A 22,754-nucleotide genomic window follows, 5' to 3' on the forward strand; every position below is an offset into this window, starting at 1 on the left:
GCCTCCTTTGTTGTATGGATTTTGTGGTTTTTTTGGGGTTTTGTGTTCGATTATGGTGTCAGTAGTACACCACGCTTTTGATTCTCTGCTTCGGTGCCTGCTGGAACAACTGCCAGACCTTCTCATAATCCAGCTTTAGCTCGGCCACATAATTGTCTCCGACCGGGTAGATGCGTACCACTTCGGCACCACGCACTAAACCGTCGATCTGGGTTTCAAACCTATCCCCCTGCAACAGTTGCTGATCGATGGCGCTGGTACCGGATACCCGGACACCGTAGATCTGCTCCGCCAGTTCCCGGTAGGCGTCCAGTTTGGCGGCTCGCATCGCCTGCTGTTGACGAAGGGCCTGGGTGTCACCCTGCTGCGACGAAATTGGGGCCATGCCTTTGGCCGTCAGTACCGGGAATGAGGTCGGTGCCACATTCTCATATTCGACGTAGGCGTTGTTCTGGCAGCCCGCAATGACCAGGGCGATGGCAAGAATCCAGACTCTCATGGGGTAACCTCTCTTACCGGCGTGCGCCCCGGTTGTTCATCGCGAATCAACATTCCCTGCTGTTCGGTTACGCTGTAGCTGGGCTCCAGATAACCGGCGGACTCCTGCCACGACAGAAACGCCTGGGAAGTCGACACCACTCGATTGTTGGCGATGTCCACCAGACGAGAGTTGATGATCACGCCGTCGCTGTCCTGGCTCAGGGTGGCGACCAGAACCTGATTCACCGGCAGGTTGGCTTCCAGGCGCTGATAATCCCGGCTGAGAATCAGGTTGCCCTGCTCCGATACTCGAATCTGTTTGCTGCTGTTGAGCTCCACCAGGTTGAATCCTCGCTGATGCAGGGCAGACAACAAGCCTTCACCCAGCTGTCGGGGCAACCGGCCGCTGGCGTTGATGTTGTTCAGCCATACCGGGGTGGTGACGGCGATCAGCTGTCGCTTGTTCAGCAGGTCGTGGTTGCGCTCCAGATCTTCGGCAATGCGCGCAGACAGGTGAATCAGGGCACTGCTGTGCGGCAAACCTTTGCCGCTGTCGGAGTAGTCCGGCAATGGAGTCTCCGGTGGGGCGGCACAGGCCGTCAGTAGCAGGAACAGAACACCAATAGCCGCTTTCATCACTGTCTCCATAAAAGGGCGCCCGTCAGGCGCATCGTTTCTTAATGGGTTATCGGCTTAAAACTCCAGGGCTTTAATTGCCATTGTCGGCACGGGCATTGCATTATTTACGCCAACTGCATCGAGGAACATGACAGATGATCAATTGGAGAACCACCGCCCTGCTCCTGGCCGGCTGTCTGGGTATGCCCGCCTGGGGACAATGGACAACACTGACCGGCACCGCGCCCGTTGCCGGGCAGGGGATGGATCAGGCCCGTCAGCAGGCGATCAACAACGCCCTGAGCCAGGCCAGTGGCGACACCATGGTGGTAGAAACCCTCAATAACGGGGTACTGAGCCAGGGCAGTGAACCTCTGAGCCAGGTGGGCCAGTATCAGGTGATTTCCGAACACGTTCGTGACGACGTCCTGGAAGTGACGCTACAGGCCGACGTTCGCAGCATCGGCAGCCAATGCGACGGCGCCGGATTCCGCCAGGCGATTACCGTGCCCCGGGCCCAGGTGGTGCACCGTGAGCAACTGGTTCCGGGCAGCCTGTATGAGCTCGACGCCGCCATCAGCCGGTTGTTGTCCAACACCCTGAATGGCGAAGCGCGATCCCTGTTTGCCCATTCGCGCCCGGACATCAGTTTTGATTCGAATCAGCTCAATCAACAGTATCAGGGGGCCTGGGCGCAAGAGTTGACCATCAGGGACAACAGTCAATACATCGCGGTGGTACGAATCGATGATTTGACGGTGGATCCCCATAAGCCGCTGCTGGGCTGGTTCGCCTACGATCGCAATCGCTATTTCGGTGCCGACCTGTCGGTCTACGATGGCCTCAGTGGCCAGCTGGTGTGGCAAAATCGCTACCGGGCCCAGGGCGACTGGCCCTATGAGCGCACCGATGCCGTCAACATCGCCAGCAGTCAGTTCTGGAACAGCGAATACGGTCAACAGATTCGTCAGACCGTGACTCAGATGGCCCAGGATCTGGATGCCACTCTGCATTGCCGCCCCCTCAATGGACGGGTGCTGGCGGTTAATGGCGAGCGGGTTACCATCAATCTGGGCAGTCGCCACGGCGTTCGGGTCGGGGACCGGTTGGCTCTGCAGAGTCGTCAGCAGGACCAGCAGAGTTGGTGGCCTCAGCAAAATGGCATCAAAGATCGTTTGGTGGTGGAGCAGGTTCAGCGGGAGCAGGCCATTGGCCGATTGCAGCCCGGCGCCAGTTACACCGCCTGGCAACCTCAGGATCTGGTTCGGGCCCAGGGGCAGAGTCGGTAACGGTCAATCCAATGAAGGGGCAGTGAGCAAGACGGCTTGGTCAGGCTTTGATGGCCTTGCCCAGGCGGTTGCCGCTGCTGGTGGTTCCTGACTGGTTATAGGTCAGCGAGTTGGCACTCTTGGTGCTGTTGAGGATCTGTTGTAGCCGGCTGAGGCTGGCCAGGGTCTGATCTGCCAGTTGGCTGTTTTGTTGATTGAACATCTGGCATTGCGCCAGTACCGAACGGCATTGCTCAATGCCCTGACGGGCGTCGGTGTCGTTAGTCAGTTGCGCCACATCCGGGTGCCCGGCCAGGGCCGCGTCCGCCGCGTTGATGGCGTCCAGCTGGGCCAGTTTTTCCCTTAGCAGCGACTCGATGGCATCCGCATCCCGCTCCACCAGAGCCTGGTGTTCCTGCTGCAGCAGCTGTTGCAGTTGTTGTAAGCGCCCCTGCTGGGCACCGATCAACTGCAGAAGCTCTGGATTAACCACGGCCAGTCAGTTCACTTTCAAACTTGGACAGATTGCTGGCAAGCTTGTCCGGATCCACGTGGTAGCGGCCTTCGGCGATCTGTTGCTTCAGTGCTTCAACTTTGGCGCTGTTGACCTCCGGGGTCTCCTGCATCACTTTTTCAGCGCGCTGCAGTTGCTGGGCTTCCTGGGTCAGCATAACCTCATCCCCTTTGGCAGAGGGCTTGGCACCGGTGCTCTTTGCCTGGGCATCCGCACTCACCTGGCGCTTTGCCGGCTGCAGGCTGGCGGTGCCGCTGCTGAGCTTGTTAATGTCGATAGCCATCGTATTGGCTCCGTCGGTTAGGGGTAAAATCGGGTGTTCTACAAGACCTATCGGCCATTGTACAGAAAGCTTTAGGGTTATTTTACATTTTGACTTCCACTTGGCCAATGGCTGAGACGTAGGCCTCCACCATTCGCCGGGAGTTGCTGTTTTGCACCCGTACCGATTCTCCCAGGCTGCCGCCACTGAGTGCAACACCGCTGGTGCGAATAGACAGATTGTCGTTATTCACCACAATCACCACCGGATCCCCTTTACACACCAGGCAGATATTGTGTTGTGAAATGGCCTGGCCCGCAGCGGTTCGTCGCTTAAGCCGGGCACCATTCAACTCATCAGGATGGCTAAAGTGGTTGCCCCGAATACTGTTGGAATTCACGTAGCGAACCTCCAGCATGGTGTTGTCGATCACCGTATTGGCTCCCAGCGTGGTGGTGGCGATCACCACCGGGTATTCGACGGTTACCTGAACCGGCACATACACCAGCCAGGGAGAGGGGCCGGGGCAGCTGACTTTCACCGTTACATACCGGGCTCCGCTCTTGCCATTCGGGGCCTGGGCCTGCAATGGCTGTTCACAGCTGTCGAAGTGACGGCGTGAATCCAGTTCGTTGGCTTCGACGGAAATTCGGGCGCCCGGATCGGAGTCCAGGCTGTTCTGAACATAGCCTTCGGCGGTCTCCTGAATCAGAGCGAGAGAGGTCTCACACATTGCAGAAAAGGTGCACAGCAAAGAGAGCAAAAACAAACAGAGCTTCATGTAATTTGACCGGATTAGAGATAACCTACACTTGAACACAATTGGGGAAATTGATACAACGCAGTCGCATCATAGCAAAAGTTTTCGCGCCAACAATTTGTCAGTTGGGTTTACAGCAATAACTGTGCCTTTGTTTCTAGTTTTAATAAGGACATCTTTCGATGGCTAGCATTTTAGATTCGGTGAATCAGCGAACCCAGCTGGTTGGTCAAAACCGCCTTGAACTCCTGTTATTCCGTCTAAATGGCCGGCAGACCTTTGGGATCAACGTATTCAAGGTTCGTGAAGTATTGCAATGCCCCAAACTGACCCTGCTGCCCAGGCTCAATAGCCTGATTCGTGGTGTGGCTCACATTCGAGGTCAGACCATCTCGGTCATCGACCTCTCTGCCGCCATTGGTGGGCGCCCGGTCCAGGATACCGAAAACAGCTTCATCATCATCAGTGAATACAACCGTTCGGTTCAGGGATTCCTGGTGGCCGGTGTGGAACGCATCGTGAACCTCAACTGGGACAGCGTCCTGCCACCACCCCAGGGAAGTGGCAAGAGTAACTACCTGACCGCGGTAACCGAACTGAACAATGAGCTGGTCGAAATTCTCGATGTTGAGAAGATTCTTGATGAGATCACCCCGGCGAAGACCGACATCAGTGACGAAGTGGCTGCCAACCTGAGTCCGATCACCGAGCGCAAGCGCCGCATCATGGTGGTGGACGATTCCGCCGTAGCCCGTAAACAGATTGTGCGAGCCCTGGAGCCTCTGGGACTGGAGATTGAACTGGCTAAAGATGGTCTCGAAGCGCTGCGTCGGCTGGAAGAGCTAGTGAAGGACAAAGAGGACATCAATGAGGTCTTTGGTGGTATCATCTCCGACATCGAGATGCCAGAGATGGATGGCTATACATTGACCGCGTCGATTCGGGATAACCCCAAATTGACCTCTCTGAAAGTGATTCTGCACACCTCCCTCAGCGGAGTGTTTAATCAGGCCATGGTACAAAAGGTCGGTGCAGATGACTTCATCGCAAAATTTAACCCCGACGAGCTGGCTGGCGCCATTGACCGTTATTTGAAAGAGGCCTGAATCGGTGCCGACGAAAACCTTAGCTCCTACTGAGTACCAGACCTTTGCCGCCTTCCTGCAGAAGCAGTGCGGCATCGTATTGGGTGATAACAAGCAGTATCTGGTACGTAGCCGCCTAAGTCCGCTGATGAAGTCCTTTCAGGTTGCTAGCCTGTCTGAACTGGTCAAGCAATCCATGCGTCCTGAGCAAGGCAAGCTGCGCATGGCCGTGATCGAAGCGATGACCACCAACGAAACCTTCTGGTTTAGGGATAACTACCCCTATCAGCTGTTGTCTGAACAGCTGTTGCCGGAACTGGCCAAGCTTGGGCGGCCTATTCGTATCTGGTCGTCGGCCTGCTCTTCGGGGCAGGAGCCGTACTCCATGGCGATGATCGCCCAGGAGACCCGCCAGAAACGCCCCGGCATGCTGATGTCCGGCATCGATATCGTCGCCACCGATCTGTCCACCCAGATCCTCGACCAGGCCAAGGCCGCCGAGTACGATGAGTTGGCACTGACCCGGGGCTTGTCTCCCGAGCGGCGCAAACAGTTTTTCCAGCCATCGGCAAAAGGGATGAAAGTGAAGGATGAGGTTCGCCGCATGGTGAACTTCCGCCAGCTGAACCTGCTCGACAGCTACGCGCTGCTGGGGAAATTTGACATCATATTCTGTCGCAATGTGCTGATCTATTTTTCGGCGGAGGACAAGGGCAAGATCCTGCGGCAATTTGCTGCCGCTTTGAACCCGGGGGGCTATCTGGTTCTGGGGGCATCCGAGTCCCTGGCCGGGTTAAGCGATCAGTTCGAAATGCTCAGATTCCCAGAGGGAATCATACATAGAAAGCGATAACGCTTCCTCTCCTGACTAAAAGGCGTGCCATTGGCACGCCTTTTGCTTTTCTAGGGCAAGACTGTTTTTAGGAGGCAACAATGGCCATATCGTTTGACAAAGCCCTGGGCATTCACCAGCACACCTTGGGTGTCCGCTCCAAGCGGGCCGAAGTGCTGGCAAACAATATCGCCAACGCCGATACCCCTAACTACAAGGCTCAGGACGTGGACTTTGAGCAGGCACTGAATCAGGCCAAGAGTGGCCAGAGCGGTGGCTTGTCCATGAGCAAGACCCACGACAAGCATTTTGATCTTGGCCTGGAGCCGACCGCGGGTCTGGCATACCGGGTGCCGCTGCAGCCCGATACCGGTGACGGCAATACCGTCGATCTCAATGTGGAACGCAACAATTTCATGCAAAACAACCTGGAGCAACAGATGACGCTTGAGTTTCTCGGCGGCAAGTTCCAGGGGATGCGCAAGGCCATCAGGGGCGAATAACCATGAGCTTATTCAACATTTTTGATGTAGCAGGTTCGGGAATGTCGGCACAGAACGTGCGACTGAACACCACCGCCAGTAACATCGCCAACGCCAACAGCGTCAGCAGCAGTGCCGGCGACACCTACCGGGCCCGGCAGCCGGTGTTTGCCGCCCAGTTGGATGAATTCAGCGCCCAGCAGCAGGCTGCGTCCGGCGTCAAAATCGAGGGCATCGTTGAAAGCGATAAGCCTCTGGTACGCGAGTTCTCCCCCAACCACCCGCTGGCAGATGAAGACGGCTACATCTACAAGCCGAACGTCAATGTGGTGGAGGAGATGGCCAACATGATCTCGGCATCCCGCAGCTATCAGGCCAACGTCGAAGTCGCGGACGCCGCCAAGACCCTGGCTAAACAAACCCTGAAACTGGGGCAGTAGGAGGTAAACGATGAGCACGATCGACAATAACTACCTCAACTCCCTGAAGTGGGAGGACAAGTCCTCTCTGCCGGAGAGTAATAACAACCAGGCGCTGACTCAGGAAGATTTCTTCTCCCTGCTGTCGCAGCAGTTGTCCATGCAGGATCCCTTTAAGCCGGTGGATAACGATCAGATGATCTCTCAGATGTCGTCGTTTGCCACTGTCGATGGCATCGGCACCCTCAATGAAGAGATCAAAAACATGAACGCCTCCATGACCTCTTCCCAGGCGCTGGAAGCCAGCAGCCTGGTGGGGCAGAAGGTGTTGATCCCCTCTGATACCGGCAGCAGCGACGGTGTTAACCCGGTTGCCGGTGTCGTTGCCGCGCCTGCCGGGGCCGGCACCATGACCGTCAAGGTTAAGGATTCGGCCGGACAGATTGTGCGCACCCTTGAGGTGCCGGCCGGCAGCGGCGGTAACGTCGACTTCAACTGGGACGGCAACAATGCCGATGGCAACAAATTGCCAGCGGGCAACTACAGCTTTACCGCAGAGGCTCTGGTCGGTGGTAAGACCGAGACCCTGCCCGTATTTACCTACGCCCACGTCAGCAGTGTCACGCTGGGCGGAGCAAATTTCGATACAGTCCTTAATCTGCGCGGTGTTGGCGGCATCAAGCTTGCTGATGTATTGGCAGTCGCAGAAGGGTAATCAAGAGGAAAAAGCATGTCTTTTAATATCTCACTCAGCGGCCTGAACGCCGCCCAGAAGGATCTGGATACCACTTCTAACAACATTGCCAACGTCAACACCATTGGCTTTAAGGAATCCCGGGCGGAGTTTGCTGACGTCTATTCCAACTCACTGTTTACCAACAGCAAGACCAACGTCGGCAGTGGTGTGGCAACCTCTGAGGTGGCCCAGCAGTTCCACCAGGGCTCGCTGCAGTTCACCAACAACGCTCTGGATCTGGCCATCAACGGCAACGGCATGTTTGTGACCACCTCGGAGTTTGGTACTCAGGATTACAACTTCACCCGCGCCGGTGCCTTTAAGCTGAATGACCAGAACTTCATGGTGGACTCCCTGGGCAACTACCTGATGGCGCTGCCGGTGAACGATGATGGCTCGGTGCAGTCGGTGAGTATCTCCACCACCACACCGGTACAGATTCCCCAAACCGCCGGCCAGCCGACACAGACTTCTCAGGTCAATATGTCCATGAACCTGCCGGCGGCGGATGTGACCCACGATCCGGCCAACTTCGATGCTGCGGATCCGACCACCTACAACAACGCCACCTCGGTAACGGTGTACGATTCCCTGGGTGAGCCGCACATCATGACCCAGTACTTCGTCAAACCACCGGGCGGCGCGCTGAACAACAACAACCAGTGGATCACCTTCATGACCATGGACGACAAGCCGGTCAACCTTGGTGATGCCGGTGGCGCCGCCACCAACGGTACCTGGGATCAGGACGTTGATGGTGACGGTGTGATTACGCCGCCTCCCGCGGGTACTGATCTGCAGAACGTGGCAGCCGTCAACGCGTCCGGCCACACCGGCGCGGTGCTGAGCTTTGACGACACCGGTAACTATATCGGCTCAAACCCCACCATGATTCAAAGTGTTGCTTTGGGTAACACCGGTGCCGGTGTCATTGGCCCCGGCGCCGATGGCACTCAGCGGGTAGAGTTGCGCTTTGATAACCCGACCCAGTACGCGTCGTCGTTTGAAGTGACCCAGTTGAAGCAGGACGGGGCCACCGTGGGCCGTCTGACCAACGTGGAAGTGGCTGCTGATGGTCTGATTGCTGCTACGTATTCCAACGGTACCGAAGTGGCTTTGGGTAAAGTGGCACTGGCCCGATTCGCCAACGAGCAGGGACTGTCCCAGCAGGGAAACACCTCCTGGAAACAGAGCCTGGCCTCCGGTGAAGCGCTGATTGGTGAGCCGAATACCGGTGCCTTCGGCAGCGTCAACTCCGCCGCACTGGAGCAGTCCAACACCGACCTGACCACCGAACTGGTGGATCTCATCAGTGCCCAGCGCAACTTCCAGGCCAACTCCCGTGCCCTGGATATCGCCAACCAGTTGCAGCAGAACATCCTGCAAATCCGATAATATCGGATTGCCGCCCCGGCCTCCGGGGCGGCAACCCTTTTCCTCTTCCTGCCTTTGATTTTTCTTAACTGCCCCTGAACCGCCACAAAATCGCCCATTTTTTCTTGGCATAGCAATTGCATTTATCCTGACAAACCACAGCAAGCGCCATCTTTGGAGTCACTTTTGGATAACATGCTCTACATCGCCGCAACCGGGGCCAGCCAGAACATGAATGCCCTCGGGGTGCACGCCAATAACCTGGCGAATGCACGCACCGATGCGTTCAAGGCGGACCTGTACCAGGCCCGCAGCATGCAGGCATTTGGCGAAGGCTTACCCACCCGGGTGTTTGCCTTGACCGAGCGCCCGGCCACCAACTTTGATGCCGGTTCCATTCAGACCACCAATCGCGACCTCGACGTTGCCATCAAGAACGAAGGCTGGTTTGTGGTGGAGGATGCCGAAGGCAAAGAGGCGCTCAGTCGTAACGGGTCGTTGAAGATTGATGAGAGTGGCTTGCTGATGAACTCCCAGGGGCAACCCATTATGGGGGAAGGCGGCCCCATCCTGTTGCCGCTGCCCATCGAGAAGGTCGAGATTGCCTCCAACGGCATTATCACCGTCCGCCCTCAGGGGGCCCCGGCCAACGCCATGGAGGAGGTGGCCCAGCTGCAACTGGTGAACCCGCCATTGACCTCACTCACTAAAGGCGAGGATGGCTTGTTTCGCAACCTGGAAGGCGCGGCTTTTCAGGCCGATGTCGAGGTAGAGCTACTCAGCGGCGCGGTGGAAGGCAGTAACGTAAGTCCAGTGCACGAACTGGTGGGCATGATTGAGATGCAGCGCCAGTTCGACATGCAACTGAAGATGATGAAAACCGCAGAAGAGAATGACAGGTCAGCCGCAAAACTCTTGCGGGTGTAACCAGATTAAAGGGACAGCAACATGCAACCGGCACTTTGGATTAGCAAGACGGGCCTTGATGCCCAGCAAACAGAAATCGCCAACATCTCCAACAATCTGGCCAACGCCAGCACCGTCGGCTACAAGAAAAGCCGGGCGGTGTTTGAAGATCTCCTGTACCAGACCATCAACCAGGCCGGCGGCATCAGTGCCCAGAATACCGAGCTGCCCAATGGCCTGACCCTGGGGGCGGGTACCAAGGTGGCGGCTACCCAGCGAATCTTCTCCCAGGGCAACATGCTGACCACAGACAACAGCCTGGATCTGATGATCGATGGCCCGGGTTTTTTCCAGATTCAGATGCCAGACGGCACCATTGCCTACTCCCGTAATGGCCAGTTCACTCTGGACGAAGAGGGTCAGATGGTGACTCCGGGTTCCGGTTACGTGCTGGATCCGGGCATTGTGATTCCCGAAGACACCCAGTCCATCAGTGTGTCGGCCGAAGGTGAAGTGTCGGTTCGCACCCCGGGTGTGGCGGAGAACGTGGTGGTCGGACAGATCGAGATCAGTAACTTCGTCAATGCCAGCGGCCTCGAGCCCATCGGTCAGAACCTGTTTCTGGAAACCGGCGCCAGCGGGGCTCCCATTGCCGGGGTTCCCAGCCTCGACGGCCTGGGCTCTGTCCGTCAGGGCGCTCTGGAGACCTCCAACGTCAACGTGACCGAAGAGCTGGTGAACATGATCGAAGCCCAGCGGGTGTACGAGATGAACTCCAAAGTGATCTCCACCGTTGACCAGATGCTGGCCAACCTCAACCAGCAGCTGTAAGGAGCCGTGATGAGAGTCCTGATTGTGGCCGCCAGCCTGCTGGCGCTGGCCGGATGCACCACCCCGGGCGGTCCGCTGCCCGATGACCCCTATTATGCGCCGGTCTATCCGGACCTGCCGCCGACGCAGGTGGTGACCACAGGCTCCATCTACCAGGATACCTTCTCCAACGAGCTGTATTCCGACATCAAGGCCCACCGGGTCGGTGATGTGATCACCGTTAATTTGGTGGAGTCCACCAAGGCCAAGAAAAGTGCCACCAACGAGATGTCCAAAGACAACTCCATGAGCCTGGATCCCATCAGTGCTGGCGGCGCGCCCATCACCATTAATGGCCAGACCATCGACCTGAACTACAAAGAGAAACTGGATCTGTCCAAGGAGGCGGATGCGGATCAGAGCAACAGCCTCGATGGCTCCATCTCGGTCAACGTGTTGCAGGTGCTGTCCAACGGCAACCTGGTGATTCGCGGTGAGAAATGGATCACCATTAACGATGGCGAAGAGTACATCCGCCTGACCGGCCTGATTCGCCCCCGCGACATCAAGCCGGACAACACCGTCGAGTCCACCCGGGTGGCCAACGCCCGCATTCAATACAGTGGTACCGGCACTTTTGCCGAATCGCAGAAGACCGGCTGGCTAGCCGCCTTCTTCAGCGGTCCTCTGTGGCCTTTCTAGGGAGCGAGATATGAGACTGTTTGTCGCCATCCTGGCCCTGGTGCTGGCTTCCCCCGCGGCACAGGCGCTGCGCCTTAAGGACATCTCCGATGTGCAAGGGGTTCGCAGTAACCAACTGGTGGGCTACGGACTGGTGGTGGGTTTGCCCGGTACCGGTGAAAAGGGCCGTTTCACCGAGCAGAGTTTTACCACCATGCTGTCCAACTTCGGCATCAACCTGCCGCCCGGCGCCCGCCCCAAGCTGAAAAATGTGGCGGCGGTTGCCGTGCACGCCGAACTGCCCCCGTTTACCAAACCGGGCCAGCAGATTGACATTACCGTCTCCTCCGTCGGCAGTGCCAAGAGCCTGCGTGGTGGCACCCTGTTGCAGACTTTCCTCAAGGGGGCCGATGGCAAGGTGTATGCGCTGGCCCAGGGCAGCCTGGTGGTGTCCGGCTTCAGTGCCACCGGTGCCGATGGCTCCAGTGTGATTCAGAATACCCCCACCGTTGGCCGCATTCCTAACGGTGCCATTGTCGAGCGCAGTGTCCCCAGCCCCTTTGCCAATGGTGACTTCCTGACCTTTAACCTGCAGCGGCCGGACTTCTCTACCGCCAAGCGGGTGGCTGACACCATCAACGGCCTGTTGGGTCCCGGTGTGGCCCGGGCTCAGGATGCGACCTCCATCCAGGTATCGGCCCCCCGGGATCGATCACAGCGGGTGGCCTACCTGGCGACGCTGGAAAACCTCAATGTGGAACCCGCCGATGAGTCGGCCAAGGTGATCGTCAACTCCCGTACCGGCACCATCGTGGTGGGCAAGAATGTCCGGTTACTGCCGGCGGCCATCACCCATGGCGGTCTGACGGTGACCATCTCCGAGAATCTGCAGACCAGCCAGCCTAACCCCTTTGGTCGGGGTCAGACCGCGGTGACCCCCAACAGCAGCATCGGTGTCCAGCAGTCCAATCGTCGCATGTTTAAGTTCGACCCCGGCGTCACCCTGGATGAACTGGTGCGGGCCGTCAATCAGGTAGGGGCGGCGCCCTCGGATCTGATGGCGATTCTGGAGGCGTTGTCTCAGGCTGGCGCGCTTCGCGGCGAGCTGGTGATCATCTAGGGGACAGTGGTGGATCCATTAAAGCAAAATCCAAATCATTACATGGACCTGGCAGCCATGGACGACCTGCGTCAGAAGGCGCAGGCAGATCCCAATGCCAGTCTCAAAGAGGTCGCGCTGCAGTTTGAGGGCATCTTCCTGGGAATGATGCTCAAAGAGATGCGCAGTGCCAGTGCCGTGCTGGAGTCCGACAGCCCCTTCAACAGCCAGACCAGCAAGTTCTATCAGGATATGCAGGATCAGCAACTGGTGTCCGAACTGTCCAGCCAGGGCGCACTGGGTCTGGCGGATCTGATTGTGGCCCAGCTGGGGGGCGACGACGCCCTGACACCGGCGTCGGCGCTGCGGGGCCAGGCCGGCATGGCGATGGCGGCATCCGTTACTCCATCCTCTGCTGTTACCGAACCGGCCGCTGAGCCGGAGCCGGTGTTGCCGCGACCGCCACTGGCGGCGGCGGTGAACCCCGAACCGGATTTCAGCCAGCCCCGCAGCTTTGTCGACAGCCTGATGCCCCATGCCCGGGCCGCCGCCGACAAGCTTGGGGTCAGCCCCGAGCTGCTGGTGGCCCAGTCGGCACTGGAAACCGGCTGGGGTCGCAAGGTTCTGCCTGCCGGACAGGGCAGCAGCAATAATCTGTTTAACATCAAGGCGGGCAGCAGCTGGCAGGGCGATAAGGTGGCCATCAATGCGCTGGAAGTGGAGCAGGGCATGCCGGTGAAACGGCGGTCTGAGTTCCGGGTCTATGGCGACATTGCCGATAGCTTCTCCGATTTTGTCGATTTTGTGAATAAGCCCAGATACCGTGACGCCCTCGATGCCGGTAACGACGAAGGCTTTATTCGAGGATTGCAGCACGCCGGCTATGCCACCGATCCTGCCTACGCAGACAAAGTTTTACAGGTAATGAAGCGTCTGATGACCGACACCAGTTTGGTGCCAAAGGGGAGTAACTAATGGCTGACTTAATGAACATCGGTCGCTCCGGAGTCCTGGCGGCTCAGGAGCGACTGCAGGTCACCAGTAACAACATCGCCAATGCCGGTACCGAGGGGTACTCCCGCCAGGTAGCGGAACAGCGCACCTCCCAGTCGTTGTTTCTGGCAGGCAAATTTGTCGGCACCGGCTCCTACGTGGCCGATGTCACCCGGGTGTACAACAGCTACTCGGCCCGGGAACTGCATCTGAGTGTCAGCCAGCTGGCTAATGCCAAGACCAGCTATGCCAAAGCGGATGAACTGAACCAGGTGTTTTCGGTCTCCGGTGACGCCATTCCCGAGTCGTTAAACAACGCCTTCAATGCCATCAACAACATGGCCGACATTCCCAGCGACCTCAGCGCCCGCGATAACGTGCTAGTGGCCCTGGGGCAGCTGTCCGGCTCCTTTGATACCATGGCGGAGAGTCTGACCAGCCAGCTGCGCCAGACCAACGAGCAGGTGATCACTACGGTGGACAGGGTGAACGCCATCACCAAGGAGCTGGCCGATATCAACAGTCAGATGCAGAAGGTGGCGGGCAAGGATCTGCAGTTGCTGGATTATCAGAACCAGCTGATTACCGAGCTCAGTGATTATGTTCAGGTAAACGTCATCGAGCAGGAGCAGGGGGTCAAAAGTGTGATGATGGGGGGCGCGGCTATGCTGGTGTCCGGGCCGAACCAGCTCGAGCTGGGCACCACCGACGGCGACCCGGTGCGCCATGAGTTGCGTTACACCATCGATACCGGCAGTCAGAAGATCACCCTGGACGGCCGCAACGTCGGAGGCCAGCTGCAGGCGCTGGCGGATTACCGGGACAACGTCTTGCTGCCTGCGGAGCGGGATCTGGGCAAGATGGCTCTCGGCATCGCCGACTCCATGAACCGCACCCAGGCTAACGGTTTCGACCTCAACGGTAATGTGGGTCAGAACCTGTTTGCCGATATCAACTCGGCGGAGATGGCCATTGGCCGCAGTGCCAGCTCCGGTAATAATGCCGGCGGCACCGAAACCAGAGTCTTCATCGATGACATCGACCAGCTCACCGGTGGCAAGTACACCATGAGCTTTGATGGCGCCAACTATCAGTTGACCGACGAGCATGGGGCGACCTCCACCATGGTGCAGGACCCCTCCGACCCGACGCGTTACAGCTCGGCGGAAGGGTTCAGCGTGGTGATGGACACCAGTGGCGGTGCTCCGGTGGCCGGTGACAAATGGGCCATCATGCCTACGGCCAACGCCGCCAAAGGCCTGAATCTGAAGATTGAAGATCCCAAGTTGCTGGCGGCGGCCGGGTACAGCATCGAGACCAGTACCGGCGATGGTCAAGCATCACTGCTGTCGGTGGATCGGACCCACGCCAACTTCCCGTCGGGAGAGGTTAGCCTGTCGGTGACGCCCAACGACCCGTTGTCGGTGCCGCCGGGACAAAATACCTATCAGGTGACCGATCCCGATGGCAATGTGCTCGACAACGGCGTTTATACCGGCAACACCGTCAATGCCATGGGCTTTGAGGTGCAGATCGACAATAACACCACCGCCAGCAGCGGCTTTAGCATGAACCTGGACTTTGCCGTCGGCGACAACGCCAACGCGGTCGAAATGGGCAAGATTCCTAACATCAAGCTGCTTGATGGTGGCAAGTCGACCCTGATCGATACCTTCCAGGGGGTGATCACCGAGGTCGGCAGCCAGGCAGCGGCCGCCGAGGTGGGCATGAATTCGGCCCAGGCGGTATTTGCCCAGGCCCAGAACCGGGTCGAGTCGGAGTCCGGTGTCAACCTGGATGAAGAGGCGGCCAACCTGCTGCGGTTCCAACAGGCCTACCAGGCCTCGGCCCGAATCATGACCGTGGCCCAGGAAACCTTTGATACTTTGTTTACTTCGTTGCGATAGGGGGAACGGATGCGCGTTTCAACGTTTCAGTTCTATAACCTGAACACCAACAACCTGACCAACCTGCAGTCCCAGAACAACCGGACGCTGCAGCAACTGTCCAGCGGCAAGCAGATCAATACCGCAGCGGATGATCCGGTGGCCAACATCGCCATTGAGAACCTCAAGCAGCAGTCGGCGATGTTGAGCCAGTATGAAGCCAACATCAACCTGGCCAATAACCGCCTGCGTCAGGAGGAGCCCCACCTGGCCTCCTACGAGAACCTGCTGATGAGTACCCGCGATATCATGCTGGCCGGTAACGACGGTGCCCTGTCCCAGGACAGCCGTGAAGTTCATGCCAGCGACCTGGCGGCCAGTCTGGAAGCGATGCTTAGCCTGGCCAACACCCAGGATGAGTCCGGCAACTACATTTTTGCCGGCACCAAGACGGATACGCCGCCGTTCATGTCCCAGGGCGGAACCGTCTCCTATGCGGGCAACAGTGGTCAGCGCACCGCGATGGTCGGTGACGGGGTCAGCGTCCCGGTCAATGACCCCGGCGATGAGGTGTTCATGTCGATCCCCATCGGCAGTGGCGACTACCAGGCGGATTACGCCAATGCCACCATGTCCGACAAGTTTTTTGTCGAGTCTGCCAGGGTGGTGAACCCGGGGGTGCCGCAGTCCGGCAGTTACCAGTTCGATTTTATTGATGATGGTTCCGGGAACCTGGCTTACGAAGTCTACGACGGTGGCGGCACCCGGGTCGCCGGGCCGGCGGCATTTGACAACAGCAGTGCCATCGCCTTCGACGGCATCGAGGTGGTCATCAGTGGCGAGCCCAAGATCGGTGATTCAATGACCCTGAACGAAGGCACCGAGCAGGATGTGTTTGGCATCATGAATCGGGCCATCGACATGCTCAATACCCCCAATGGCCTGCAAGGCCCGGCCGCCCAGGCGGAGTACGCCCAGATTCTGGCGGATTTCAACGAAGCCTTTAACCACGCCACGGGGGTCCGTGCCGAAGTGGGTAACCGCATGAAGGCGCTGGATACCTTTGAGGCCCAGCACAGCGACATGAAGCTGGTGTCCGAGAGCGTCAAGTCCAACCTGGAAGATCTGGATTATGCCGCCGCCATCTCCGAGTTCGAGCGCCAGTCCCTGGCCATGAACGCCCTGACGAAAACCTTCGGTCAGATGGGGAATACGTCGCTGTTTGATTTCGTCTAAGCCTATATCGTTTGGGTAGGTCACCGGGGGCGCCCCTCACCTTCGGTGACCCCCGCTTGTCGGTTCTTCACCTCACCGTCCCGAGTCTCCTCCGTACTTTACTTGTGCCTCCCCCGCACTTTCTCGTGTCCCCTCCGTACTCTCTTGTGTTTCCTCCGTACTCTCTTGTGTTTCCTCTGTACTCTCTTGTGTTTCCTCCGTACTCTCTTGTGTTTCCTCCGTACTCTCTTGTGTTTCCTCCGTACTCTCTTGTGTTTCCTCCGTACTCTCTTGTGTTTCCTCTGTACTTTTTTGTGTCTCCCCCGCACTTTTTTGTGTCTCCCCCGCGAAAGCGGGGGCCCATCGGTTTTGACCCGGGTAACCGCAACAGGGTGGCGAAGATGGAGTGCGGGCGCCTTAAGCGTTGACCAGGGGCGCGAAGGTCAGCACCGCCTTTGGGAGCATCGATAACGTGTGCCCCAGGTTATCTGAGCAAGATCATTGAGTTGAATTCATACAAAACCGATATTACGGCGTTAAAAAATTTTGAAAAAAGCCTAAAGCAGCCGCAAATGAAGCCGATACCCTAATTGAAACCAGGACGCGCCCACGGCTCGGCGCGACAAACCAGGCAATATCGCCCGAGTTAACGAGGAACAGATCATGGCTTTAAGTGTAAACACCAACGTCACCTCCATGCAGGCCCAGAGCAACCTGAACAAGGCCAACAGCGCCACCCAGACCTCCATGGAGCGTCTGGCGTCCGGTCTGCGCATCAACTCTGCCAAGGACGACGCCGCCGGCCTGCAGATCTCCAACCGTATGACCAGCCAGATCAACGGCCTGGATGTAGCGATGCGTAACGCCAACGACGGTATCTCCGTAGCGCAGACCGCCGAAGGCGCCCTGCAGGAGTCCACCAACATCCTGCAGCGTATGCGTGACCTGTCGCTGCAGTCCGCCAACGGCTCCAACTCCGCCGAAGACCGCGCTTCCATGCAGAAAGAGGTTGCTGCCCTGCAGACCGAGCTGACCCGTATCTCTGACACCACCAACTTCGGTGGCCAGTCCCTGCTGGACGGCAGCTACGGCACCCAGGACTTCCAGGTGGGTTCTAACGCCAACGAAACCATCGGCATCACCCTGGGTGATATGGGCGCCGACGCCATCGGTACCACTGAGAAGCGCTCTGTTACTGGCAACTTCGCCGCTGCGGACATCACCGCTCTGACCGAAGCCGGCGCCGGTGGTACCAGCCGTAGCCTGGAGTTCACCCTGACTAACGCCGATGCGACTACTACTACTGTGACTCTGAATGACGCTACATTGGCGGCCGTGACTGATGCAGCAAGCTTTGCTACTGCCATCAACGACCAATTGACCGCCGATGGCGTGGAAGGCATTACCGCAGCAGTTGACACTGCAGGTACTGGCGTGGATATTGCGGGTGTGGTTGCCAACGGCGCCTCTTTTGAAGTGACTACTGCGACTGACGAAGCAGGTAACGATGAGATTGCTGGTATGCCTGCATCCATGACTGGTGCTGACGATTCCGGCAACTCTTATGTATCAACCCTGGATATCTCCACCGCCACCGGTGCCCAGTCCGCCATCGACGTGATCGACAGCGCCATCGGCATGATCGATGACCAGCGGGCCGACCTGGGTGCGATTCAAAACCGTCTGGGTCACACCATCAACAACCTGGGTAACATTCAGACCAACGTGTCGGATGCCCGCTCCCGGATTCAGGACGTGGATTTCGCCAAGGAGACCGCCGAGCTGTCCAAGCAGCAGGTGCTGTCCCAGTCCTCCTCCGCGATGCTGGCCCAGGCCAACCAGCTGCCTTCCGCAGCCCTGTCGCTGCTGTAATCCAGCATCGATTGGAGAAAAGCCCGGCTTAGCCGGGCTTTTTTGTGCCCAAAGGTCAAAAAGCGCACAGATACCGTTAAAGTTTTTGTGGCTGTGGCCGATGACAGGAAAGACGGCGGTAAAATCACCGTGGTTATTGTGTCAAAGGGCGCCGCCCTTTGGTAATTGGCTATCTGGAAAAGGAAAGGGACCATGGATAGCACACTCATTAATACGATTGGCACAGATGTTGCAAAACCGGTCTTAAAGCCAGAACTGGCTACCGAGCAGCAGCGCAACAAGGCGGAACAGGTTGAAGCCGTTGCGGCCGATGCGGTGACGGCAACAGCCCGTACCGAAGAGAAGAAAGAAGCGTTCGATGAGCGCGTGGCCGAGGCCACCCGTGGCATGAACGAGTTTTTCGACTCCATAAATAAAGAGATTCGTTTTCATATTGATGAAGACACCGATCGCAGCGTCGTCAAGGTGATAGAAGCCAACAGCGGCGATGTGATCCGGCAAATTCCTTCCGAAGAGGTGCTGGAACTTGCCGCCCGAATGTCGGAAGCCAGCGGTTTGCTGGTAAAGGACGAGATTTAATAATCTGCCGCGCCATGGCGCGGACGTTGAGGCAAAGGTGAGTGTATGGGCTTAACCGCAGTGGGCCTGGGGTCCGGTTTGGATATTAATAATATCGTCAAGGTTTTGGTCGATGCCGAGAAGGTGCCTAAACAGGCCAGCATGGATGCCAAGGAAGCCGACATCCAGGGAGAGATCTCCGCCTTTGGCAGCATCAAAAGCTCACTGACCACCTTTCAGGATGCCCTGGAAGCACTCTCTGATGCCTCAACCTTTGCTCCACGCAGTGTCACCCTGAATCAGAAGAGCTACCTCAGCGCCACCGCGACCGAAGAGGCGGTGGCCGGCAGTTACAACATCCAGGTGGAGCAACTGGCGGAGAGCCAGAAGCTGGGCACGGGTGTGGTGGCCGATCCACAGGCAGCCATCGGGGCCGGGGCTCTAGACTTTACCGTCAACGGCGACAGTTTTACCGTGGATGTGGCAGCGGAGGATTCGCTGCAGGAGATCATGAAAAAGATCAATGAGGCCGAGGATAACGTTGGCGTCAATGCCACCATCGTGACCGATGACAGCGGCAGCCGTCTCATCCTCAGCTCCAAAGAAACCGGCATCGACAACCAGATAACCCTTGGCGCCAGTGGTGATGCTGCCCTGACCGGTGTTTTCGGTACCACCACCGAGCTGCAACCGGCAAAGGATTCCATCATCCACATTGATGGCCTTAAGGTGACCTCGGCCAGTAACAGCGTCGACGGCGCCATCCAAGGGGTGACCCTGGATCTCAATAAGGCGGACATCGGCGAAACCACCAAGGTCACCATCGCCAATGATGACGACAAGATCATCGATAACATCGAGTCCTTCGTCGAATCCTACAACGAGTTGATGACCACCCTGGCGGACTTGACCGCCTATAACGCCGATACTGAAAAGTCCTCGACCCTGCAGGGGGATTCCCTGCCCCGTGGCATCCAAAGCCAGATGCGGGGCATCCTTGGGGGATTGTTTGACACCCGCGATGGCCAGAAATCCACATCAATGTTCGGTATCACCATCGACCGTTACGGAAAAATGGAGATCGATACCGATAAGTTGAAGGGGGCCGTGGAAAATGACATTGGCAGCCTGAACGATCTGTTTACTGCAGAGGAAACCGGTCTGGCGGCCAGGTTGGATAGCGCAGTCGAAGTTTATGCCGGTACCGGCGGTCTTATTGATGGCCGGGAAGACTCCCTGGATAACCAGCTAAAGCGAATCGAAGAGGATCGCGAGGCCCTGGATACCAGGATGCTGGCCTATGAGAACCGCTTGTACGCCCAGTTCAACGCCATGGATCTAGCGGTATCGCAGCTCACCGCTCAAAGCTCCGACCTGCAGGCCCGCTTTGATGCCTTGCCTGGCTTTACCCGGGATTGATTATGAATCAACAGTCTCTGGAGCAGATCAGTCAGTCCATCTCCGAACTGCTCAGCCAGATTGAGGCGGCGGACGTGGAGGGGCGGGATGACCTGCTGCCCCGGCTTAACGAGCAGATCGAGGCTCGCCGCGTTTGCCTGGCGGAGCTATTGAATACCGAATTGGCACAAAACCGAGAGTGGCTGAAGGTTCAGCTGGATATCTCCCGCGGCCTTGCCCAGCAGGGCAAGAGCCAGCTCGAAAAACAAAGAGGTCAGCTGGGCGGCTATAAAAAGGGCCGCAAGCAGGTCTCCGTCTACCAGAACATAGAATTAGGAAAGTAACATGCGTGGTTCTTTAAAAGCTTACCGTCAGGTTTCCGTAGACAGCCAGAAGGCCGAAGCCTCCCCCCATAAGGTCGTGCAGCTTCTGCTGGGCGGCAGCATCGACAAATTGATTCAGTCGAAGTTGGCCATCGAAACCAATCAAGTGGCTAAAAAAGGCGAATTGATGGGGCGCAGCATGGAGATCATCACCCATCTGAAAGCCTCCCTGGATCGTGAACAGGGCGGTGAGATTGCCGCTAACCTTGCGTCTTTGTATGAGTACGTTCTGCGCCGCATTGCCGAAGCCAACGCCGGAAACGACAGTGGCATCGTGGATGAAGTCGTGGATCTGCTGAAGACGGTTAAAGAGGGCTGGGATGCCATCCCGGCAGAACATCACCATATTAAGCAGCCGGCATAATCTGTTTTAAGTAAACTGGGTTGTTGGCCGCTTATTAACCGTCAGAAACCCAGGTCGCTTGCTAATATGTACTTTCTCATTACAATAACCGGACAAGAAATGCTGCTCAGGCAGTCAATGCACCCTCTAGTGAGTGCTTTAAGTCGGATTTTCAATTAGCTACGCTTAAATTGCTAATTAGTGCGGGTATGGCCGGAAGATAAGTAATGCAAACAGAACAAAGCATATTATTAGTGGATTGGGACCCGGAACGGCTCCAACAACTAAGCTTTTTACTTAACTTCCTGGGAGAGCAGGTCGAGTCAGTTAAAATGGCCGAACTCCCGATGCGACTGAATGACTCAGAACGCTACAGAAGTGTGATCTTCGGTCAAAATAATGAGACCGATAGCGAAACCGCAGTTCAATTGTTGCGTGATTTTCCTCACCAGCCATTTCTGTGTCTGGATACGCGTCCCTTGGAGATTGCCAACCTGGTTGGCGAAATCGCGCTGCCCTTCAGTTATGCCCAGCTGACCGAGATGCTGCATTACTGCCAGGTGTACAACCGTACTCGTCATGAGCTTGCCCCCACCAGTGCCAACCAGACTAAACTGTTCCGCAGCCTGGTCGGTCGAAGTGAGAGCATCGCCGAGGTGCGTCACCTGATGGCCCAGGTAGCCGAGACCGAGGCAACCGTGCTGGTTCTGGGTCAGTCCGGCACCGGTAAAGAGGTGGTGGCGCGTAATGTTCATTACCTCTCCAAGCGCCGTAACGGCCCCTTTATCCCGGTAAACTGCGGTGCCATTCCGGCCGAACTGCTGGAAAGTGAGCTGTTCGGACATGAGAAAGGGGCCTTTACCGGTGCCATCGGTACCCGCAAAGGCCGGTTCGAGATGGCCGAAGGCGGCACCCTGTTTCTGGATGAGATCGGCGACATGCCGGCTCACATGCAGGTGAAGTTGCTGCGGGTGCTGCAGGAAAAGACCTTTGAGCGGGTCGGGGGCACCAAGCCTCTGCAGGCGGACGTACGAATCGTGGCCGCCACCCATCAAAATCTCGAGGTGATGATAGAGAAGAATCAGTTCCGTGAGGATCTCTACTATCGCCTCAATGTCTTCCCCATCGAAATGCCGGCTCTGAGTGAGCGAAAAGAGGACATTCCTCTGCTGCTTCAGGAGTTGGTGACCCGCCTGGAAGGCGAGGGCAAAGGCGCGGTTCGCTTTACTCTGCGTGCGGTGGAGTCGCTGGTGGCCCACCCCTGGTCCGGCAACGTTCGCGAACTGTCGAACCTGGTGGAGCGGATGGTGATTCTCTATCCCAACGGTCTGGTGGACGTGAACGACCTGCCGCTGAAGTACCGCCATGTGGACGTGCCCCAGTACTCGCCGGAATACCCGGAAGAGTTGCAGGAGCGTGATGCGCTGGCCGCGCTGTTCTCCGGTGAGGAGAGCATTGAACTGCCGGAGCAGAAGTTCTCGTCTGAACTGCCTGAAGACGGCCTGAACCTCAAGGACATGCTGGCCGAGTTGGAGGTGGAGATGATTCGCCAGGCTCTGGACCAACAAAGCAACGTGGTGGCGAAGGCCGCCGAGATGCTGGGCATGCGCCGTACCACCCTGGTGGAGAAGATGCGCAAGTACGGTCTGAGCAAGGCCTGAAAACCGGCGGCAGGATTGCCGCCTTTTTTCCGCTTTTTCCTTATTCGTTAACATCTTCTTCCTCCGTTGCGGCGACCGCTGTCGACGCGGAATTGCAGCAAACTGTGATCGGTGTCGCA

General features: G+C 57.5%; 25 protein-coding genes. 20 read left to right on the forward strand and 5 right to left on the reverse strand.

All coding sequences use genetic code 11. The features are described 5' to 3' along the window. Window positions 1-58: 58 nt before the first annotated feature. Together BLT77_RS16490 and BLT77_RS16495 are read right to left on the reverse strand one after the other, a co-directional pair. Entirely contained in the window at window positions 59-499 is a 441-nt protein-coding gene (locus tag BLT77_RS16490; RefSeq protein WP_090367449.1) for an LPP20 family lipoprotein, read from the reverse strand. Next, a complete protein-coding gene (locus BLT77_RS16495; RefSeq protein WP_090367451.1) occupies window positions 496-1,116 on the reverse strand; it encodes a FlgO family outer membrane protein in 621 nt (206 codons plus the stop codon). Before BLT77_RS16495 ends, BLT77_RS16490 begins: the two co-directional genes overlap by 4 nt. Before the next feature lie 137 nt (window positions 1,117-1,253). Here BLT77_RS16495 and BLT77_RS16500 point away from each other — a divergent pair, with 137 nt between their 5' ends. Next, window positions 1,254-2,387, forward strand: coding sequence for a flagellar assembly protein T N-terminal domain-containing protein (locus tag BLT77_RS16500; RefSeq protein WP_090367453.1), 1,134 nt, complete (start codon window positions 1,254-1,256; stop codon window positions 2,385-2,387). A gap of 40 nt (window positions 2,388-2,427) precedes the next feature. On the opposite strand, the gene flgN is transcribed toward BLT77_RS16500, so the two are convergent. From flgN to flgA, 3 genes are all read right to left on the reverse strand, one after another. Further along, window positions 2,428-2,859, reverse strand: a complete 432-nt coding sequence (gene flgN / locus BLT77_RS16505) for a flagellar export chaperone FlgN (RefSeq protein WP_176819357.1) — start codon at window positions 2,857-2,859, stop codon at window positions 2,428-2,430. Then, a complete protein-coding gene (gene flgM, locus BLT77_RS16510) occupies window positions 2,852-3,163 on the reverse strand; it encodes a flagellar biosynthesis anti-sigma factor FlgM (RefSeq protein WP_090367456.1) in 312 nt (103 codons plus the stop codon). Before flgM ends, flgN begins: the two co-directional genes overlap by 8 nt. 82 nt (window positions 3,164-3,245) lie before the next feature. Then, window positions 3,246-3,875: a flagellar basal body P-ring formation chaperone FlgA gene (gene flgA / locus BLT77_RS16515; protein ID WP_245709978.1), complete on the reverse strand. Its 630-nt coding sequence runs from the start codon at window positions 3,873-3,875 to the stop codon at window positions 3,246-3,248. A 209-nt stretch (window positions 3,876-4,084) separates the two neighbouring features. On the opposite strand from flgA, the gene BLT77_RS16520 reads away from it, so the two are divergent. The 19 genes from BLT77_RS16520 to BLT77_RS16610 all read left to right on the forward strand — a co-directional run bounded on the left by BLT77_RS16520 (window position 4,085) and on the right by BLT77_RS16610 (window position 22,635). Beyond that, the gene (locus BLT77_RS16520; RefSeq protein WP_090367460.1) at window positions 4,085-5,008 is read left to right on the forward strand and encodes a chemotaxis protein CheV; all 924 of its coding nucleotides are present in this window, start codon (window positions 4,085-4,087) and stop codon (window positions 5,006-5,008) included. A 4-nt stretch (window positions 5,009-5,012) separates the two neighbouring features. Further along, window positions 5,013-5,840 (forward strand): CheR family methyltransferase, encoded by an 828-nt coding sequence (locus tag BLT77_RS16525; protein ID WP_090367462.1) that lies wholly within the window; start codon window positions 5,013-5,015, stop codon window positions 5,838-5,840. Window positions 5,841-5,920: 80 nt separating this feature from the next. Then, complete coding sequence (flgB, locus tag BLT77_RS16530) at window positions 5,921-6,322, forward strand: flagellar basal body rod protein FlgB (RefSeq protein ID WP_028113136.1); 402 nt, start codon at window positions 5,921-5,923, stop codon at window positions 6,320-6,322. Window positions 6,323-6,324: 2 nt separating this feature from the next. Further along, window positions 6,325-6,741: a flagellar basal body rod protein FlgC gene (gene flgC / locus BLT77_RS16535; RefSeq protein WP_090367464.1), complete on the forward strand. Its 417-nt coding sequence runs from the start codon at window positions 6,325-6,327 to the stop codon at window positions 6,739-6,741. Window positions 6,742-6,751: 10 nt separating this feature from the next. Beyond that, window positions 6,752-7,435, forward strand: coding sequence for a flagellar hook assembly protein FlgD (locus BLT77_RS16540; protein ID WP_090367466.1), 684 nt, complete (start codon window positions 6,752-6,754; stop codon window positions 7,433-7,435). 15 nt (window positions 7,436-7,450) lie between these two features. Beyond that, window positions 7,451-8,851: a flagellar hook protein FlgE gene (flgE, locus tag BLT77_RS16545; RefSeq protein WP_090367468.1), complete on the forward strand. Its 1,401-nt coding sequence runs from the start codon at window positions 7,451-7,453 to the stop codon at window positions 8,849-8,851. A gap of 165 nt (window positions 8,852-9,016) precedes the next feature. Further along, window positions 9,017-9,757: a flagellar basal body rod protein FlgF gene (locus BLT77_RS16550; RefSeq protein WP_090367470.1), complete on the forward strand. Its 741-nt coding sequence runs from the start codon at window positions 9,017-9,019 to the stop codon at window positions 9,755-9,757. A 21-nt stretch (window positions 9,758-9,778) separates the two neighbouring features. Next, window positions 9,779-10,567 (forward strand): flagellar basal-body rod protein FlgG, encoded by a 789-nt coding sequence (gene flgG, locus BLT77_RS16555; protein WP_090367472.1) that lies wholly within the window; start codon window positions 9,779-9,781, stop codon window positions 10,565-10,567. Window positions 10,568-10,573: 6 nt separating this feature from the next. Continuing rightward, the gene (flgH, locus tag BLT77_RS16560) at window positions 10,574-11,248 is read left to right on the forward strand and encodes a flagellar basal body L-ring protein FlgH (RefSeq protein WP_176819358.1); all 675 of its coding nucleotides are present in this window, start codon (window positions 10,574-10,576) and stop codon (window positions 11,246-11,248) included. Between the two features lie 10 nt (window positions 11,249-11,258). After that, a complete protein-coding gene (locus BLT77_RS16565; RefSeq protein WP_090367476.1) occupies window positions 11,259-12,347 on the forward strand; it encodes a flagellar basal body P-ring protein FlgI in 1,089 nt (362 codons plus the stop codon). Window positions 12,348-12,356: 9 nt separating this feature from the next. Then, window positions 12,357-13,301 (forward strand): flagellar assembly peptidoglycan hydrolase FlgJ, encoded by a 945-nt coding sequence (flgJ, locus tag BLT77_RS16570; RefSeq protein ID WP_090367478.1) that lies wholly within the window; start codon window positions 12,357-12,359, stop codon window positions 13,299-13,301. Beyond that, entirely contained in the window at window positions 13,301-15,226 is a 1,926-nt protein-coding gene (flgK, locus tag BLT77_RS16575) for a flagellar hook-associated protein FlgK (protein ID WP_090367480.1), read from the forward strand. The genes flgJ and flgK overlap by 1 nt, the downstream gene beginning before the upstream one ends. A gap of 9 nt (window positions 15,227-15,235) precedes the next feature. Then, entirely contained in the window at window positions 15,236-16,441 is a 1,206-nt protein-coding gene (gene flgL, locus BLT77_RS16580; protein ID WP_090367481.1) for a flagellar hook-associated protein FlgL, read from the forward strand. Between the two features lie 642 nt (window positions 16,442-17,083). Next, the gene (locus tag BLT77_RS16585; RefSeq protein WP_090367483.1) at window positions 17,084-18,292 is read left to right on the forward strand and encodes a flagellin; all 1,209 of its coding nucleotides are present in this window, start codon (window positions 17,084-17,086) and stop codon (window positions 18,290-18,292) included. 192 nt (window positions 18,293-18,484) lie between these two features. Beyond that, window positions 18,485-18,871, forward strand: coding sequence for a flagellar protein FlaG (locus BLT77_RS16590; protein ID WP_090367484.1), 387 nt, complete (start codon window positions 18,485-18,487; stop codon window positions 18,869-18,871). A gap of 78 nt (window positions 18,872-18,949) precedes the next feature. Further along, window positions 18,950-20,269 carry a flagellar filament capping protein FliD gene (gene fliD, locus BLT77_RS16595; RefSeq protein ID WP_245709979.1) on the forward strand — a complete coding sequence of 440 codons (1,320 nt, stop codon included), beginning with the start codon at window positions 18,950-18,952 and terminating at the stop codon, window positions 20,267-20,269. 2 nt (window positions 20,270-20,271) lie between these two features. After that, window positions 20,272-20,592, forward strand: coding sequence for a hypothetical protein (locus BLT77_RS16600; protein WP_090367487.1), 321 nt, complete (start codon window positions 20,272-20,274; stop codon window positions 20,590-20,592). A 1-nt stretch (window position 20,593) separates the two neighbouring features. Continuing rightward, a complete protein-coding gene (gene fliS / locus BLT77_RS16605) occupies window positions 20,594-20,995 on the forward strand; it encodes a flagellar export chaperone FliS (RefSeq protein ID WP_090367488.1) in 402 nt (133 codons plus the stop codon). A 206-nt stretch (window positions 20,996-21,201) separates the two neighbouring features. Then, a complete protein-coding gene (locus BLT77_RS16610; RefSeq protein ID WP_090367490.1) occupies window positions 21,202-22,635 on the forward strand; it encodes a sigma-54 dependent transcriptional regulator in 1,434 nt (477 codons plus the stop codon). Window positions 22,636-22,754 lie beyond the last annotated feature (119 nt).

Origin of the sequence: Ferrimonas sediminum (assembly GCF_900100175.1) — a bacterium.
In the GTDB taxonomy this organism is placed as follows: domain Bacteria; phylum Pseudomonadota; class Gammaproteobacteria; order Enterobacterales; family Shewanellaceae; genus Ferrimonas; species Ferrimonas sediminum.

Bases quoted from the DNA above. Each gene is read 5' to 3' on its own strand.
- BLT77_RS16490 (WP_090367449.1), bottom strand. From the start codon at position 499: ATGAGAGTCTGGATTCTTGCCATCGCCCTGGTCATTGCGGGCTGCCAG.
- BLT77_RS16495 (WP_090367451.1), bottom strand. From the start codon at position 1,116: ATGAAAGCGGCTATTGGTGTTCTGTTCCTGCTACTGACGGCCTGTGCC.
- BLT77_RS16500 (WP_090367453.1), top strand. From the start codon at position 1,254: ATGATCAATTGGAGAACCACCGCCCTGCTCCTGGCCGGCTGTCTGGGT.
- flgM (WP_090367456.1), bottom strand. From the start codon at position 3,163: ATGGCTATCGACATTAACAAGCTCAGCAGCGGCACCGCCAGCCTGCAG.
- flgA (WP_245709978.1), bottom strand. From the start codon at position 3,875: ATGTGTGAGACCTCTCTCGCTCTGATTCAGGAGACCGCCGAAGGCTAT.
- BLT77_RS16520 (WP_090367460.1), top strand. From the start codon at position 4,085: ATGGCTAGCATTTTAGATTCGGTGAATCAGCGAACCCAGCTGGTTGGT.
- flgB (WP_028113136.1), top strand. From the start codon at position 5,921: ATGGCCATATCGTTTGACAAAGCCCTGGGCATTCACCAGCACACCTTG.
- flgC (WP_090367464.1), top strand. From the start codon at position 6,325: ATGAGCTTATTCAACATTTTTGATGTAGCAGGTTCGGGAATGTCGGCA.
- BLT77_RS16540 (WP_090367466.1), top strand. From the start codon at position 6,752: ATGAGCACGATCGACAATAACTACCTCAACTCCCTGAAGTGGGAGGAC.
- flgE (WP_090367468.1), top strand. From the start codon at position 7,451: ATGTCTTTTAATATCTCACTCAGCGGCCTGAACGCCGCCCAGAAGGAT.
- flgG (WP_090367472.1), top strand. From the start codon at position 9,779: ATGCAACCGGCACTTTGGATTAGCAAGACGGGCCTTGATGCCCAGCAA.
- BLT77_RS16565 (WP_090367476.1), top strand. From the start codon at position 11,259: ATGAGACTGTTTGTCGCCATCCTGGCCCTGGTGCTGGCTTCCCCCGCG.
- flgK (WP_090367480.1), top strand. From the start codon at position 13,301: ATGGCTGACTTAATGAACATCGGTCGCTCCGGAGTCCTGGCGGCTCAG.
- flgL (WP_090367481.1), top strand. From the start codon at position 15,236: ATGCGCGTTTCAACGTTTCAGTTCTATAACCTGAACACCAACAACCTG.
- BLT77_RS16585 (WP_090367483.1), top strand. From the start codon at position 17,084: ATGGCTTTAAGTGTAAACACCAACGTCACCTCCATGCAGGCCCAGAGC.
- BLT77_RS16590 (WP_090367484.1), top strand. From the start codon at position 18,485: ATGGATAGCACACTCATTAATACGATTGGCACAGATGTTGCAAAACCG.
- BLT77_RS16600 (WP_090367487.1), top strand. From the start codon at position 20,272: ATGAATCAACAGTCTCTGGAGCAGATCAGTCAGTCCATCTCCGAACTG.
- fliS (WP_090367488.1), top strand. From the start codon at position 20,594: ATGCGTGGTTCTTTAAAAGCTTACCGTCAGGTTTCCGTAGACAGCCAG.
- BLT77_RS16610 (WP_090367490.1), top strand. From the start codon at position 21,202: ATGCAAACAGAACAAAGCATATTATTAGTGGATTGGGACCCGGAACGG.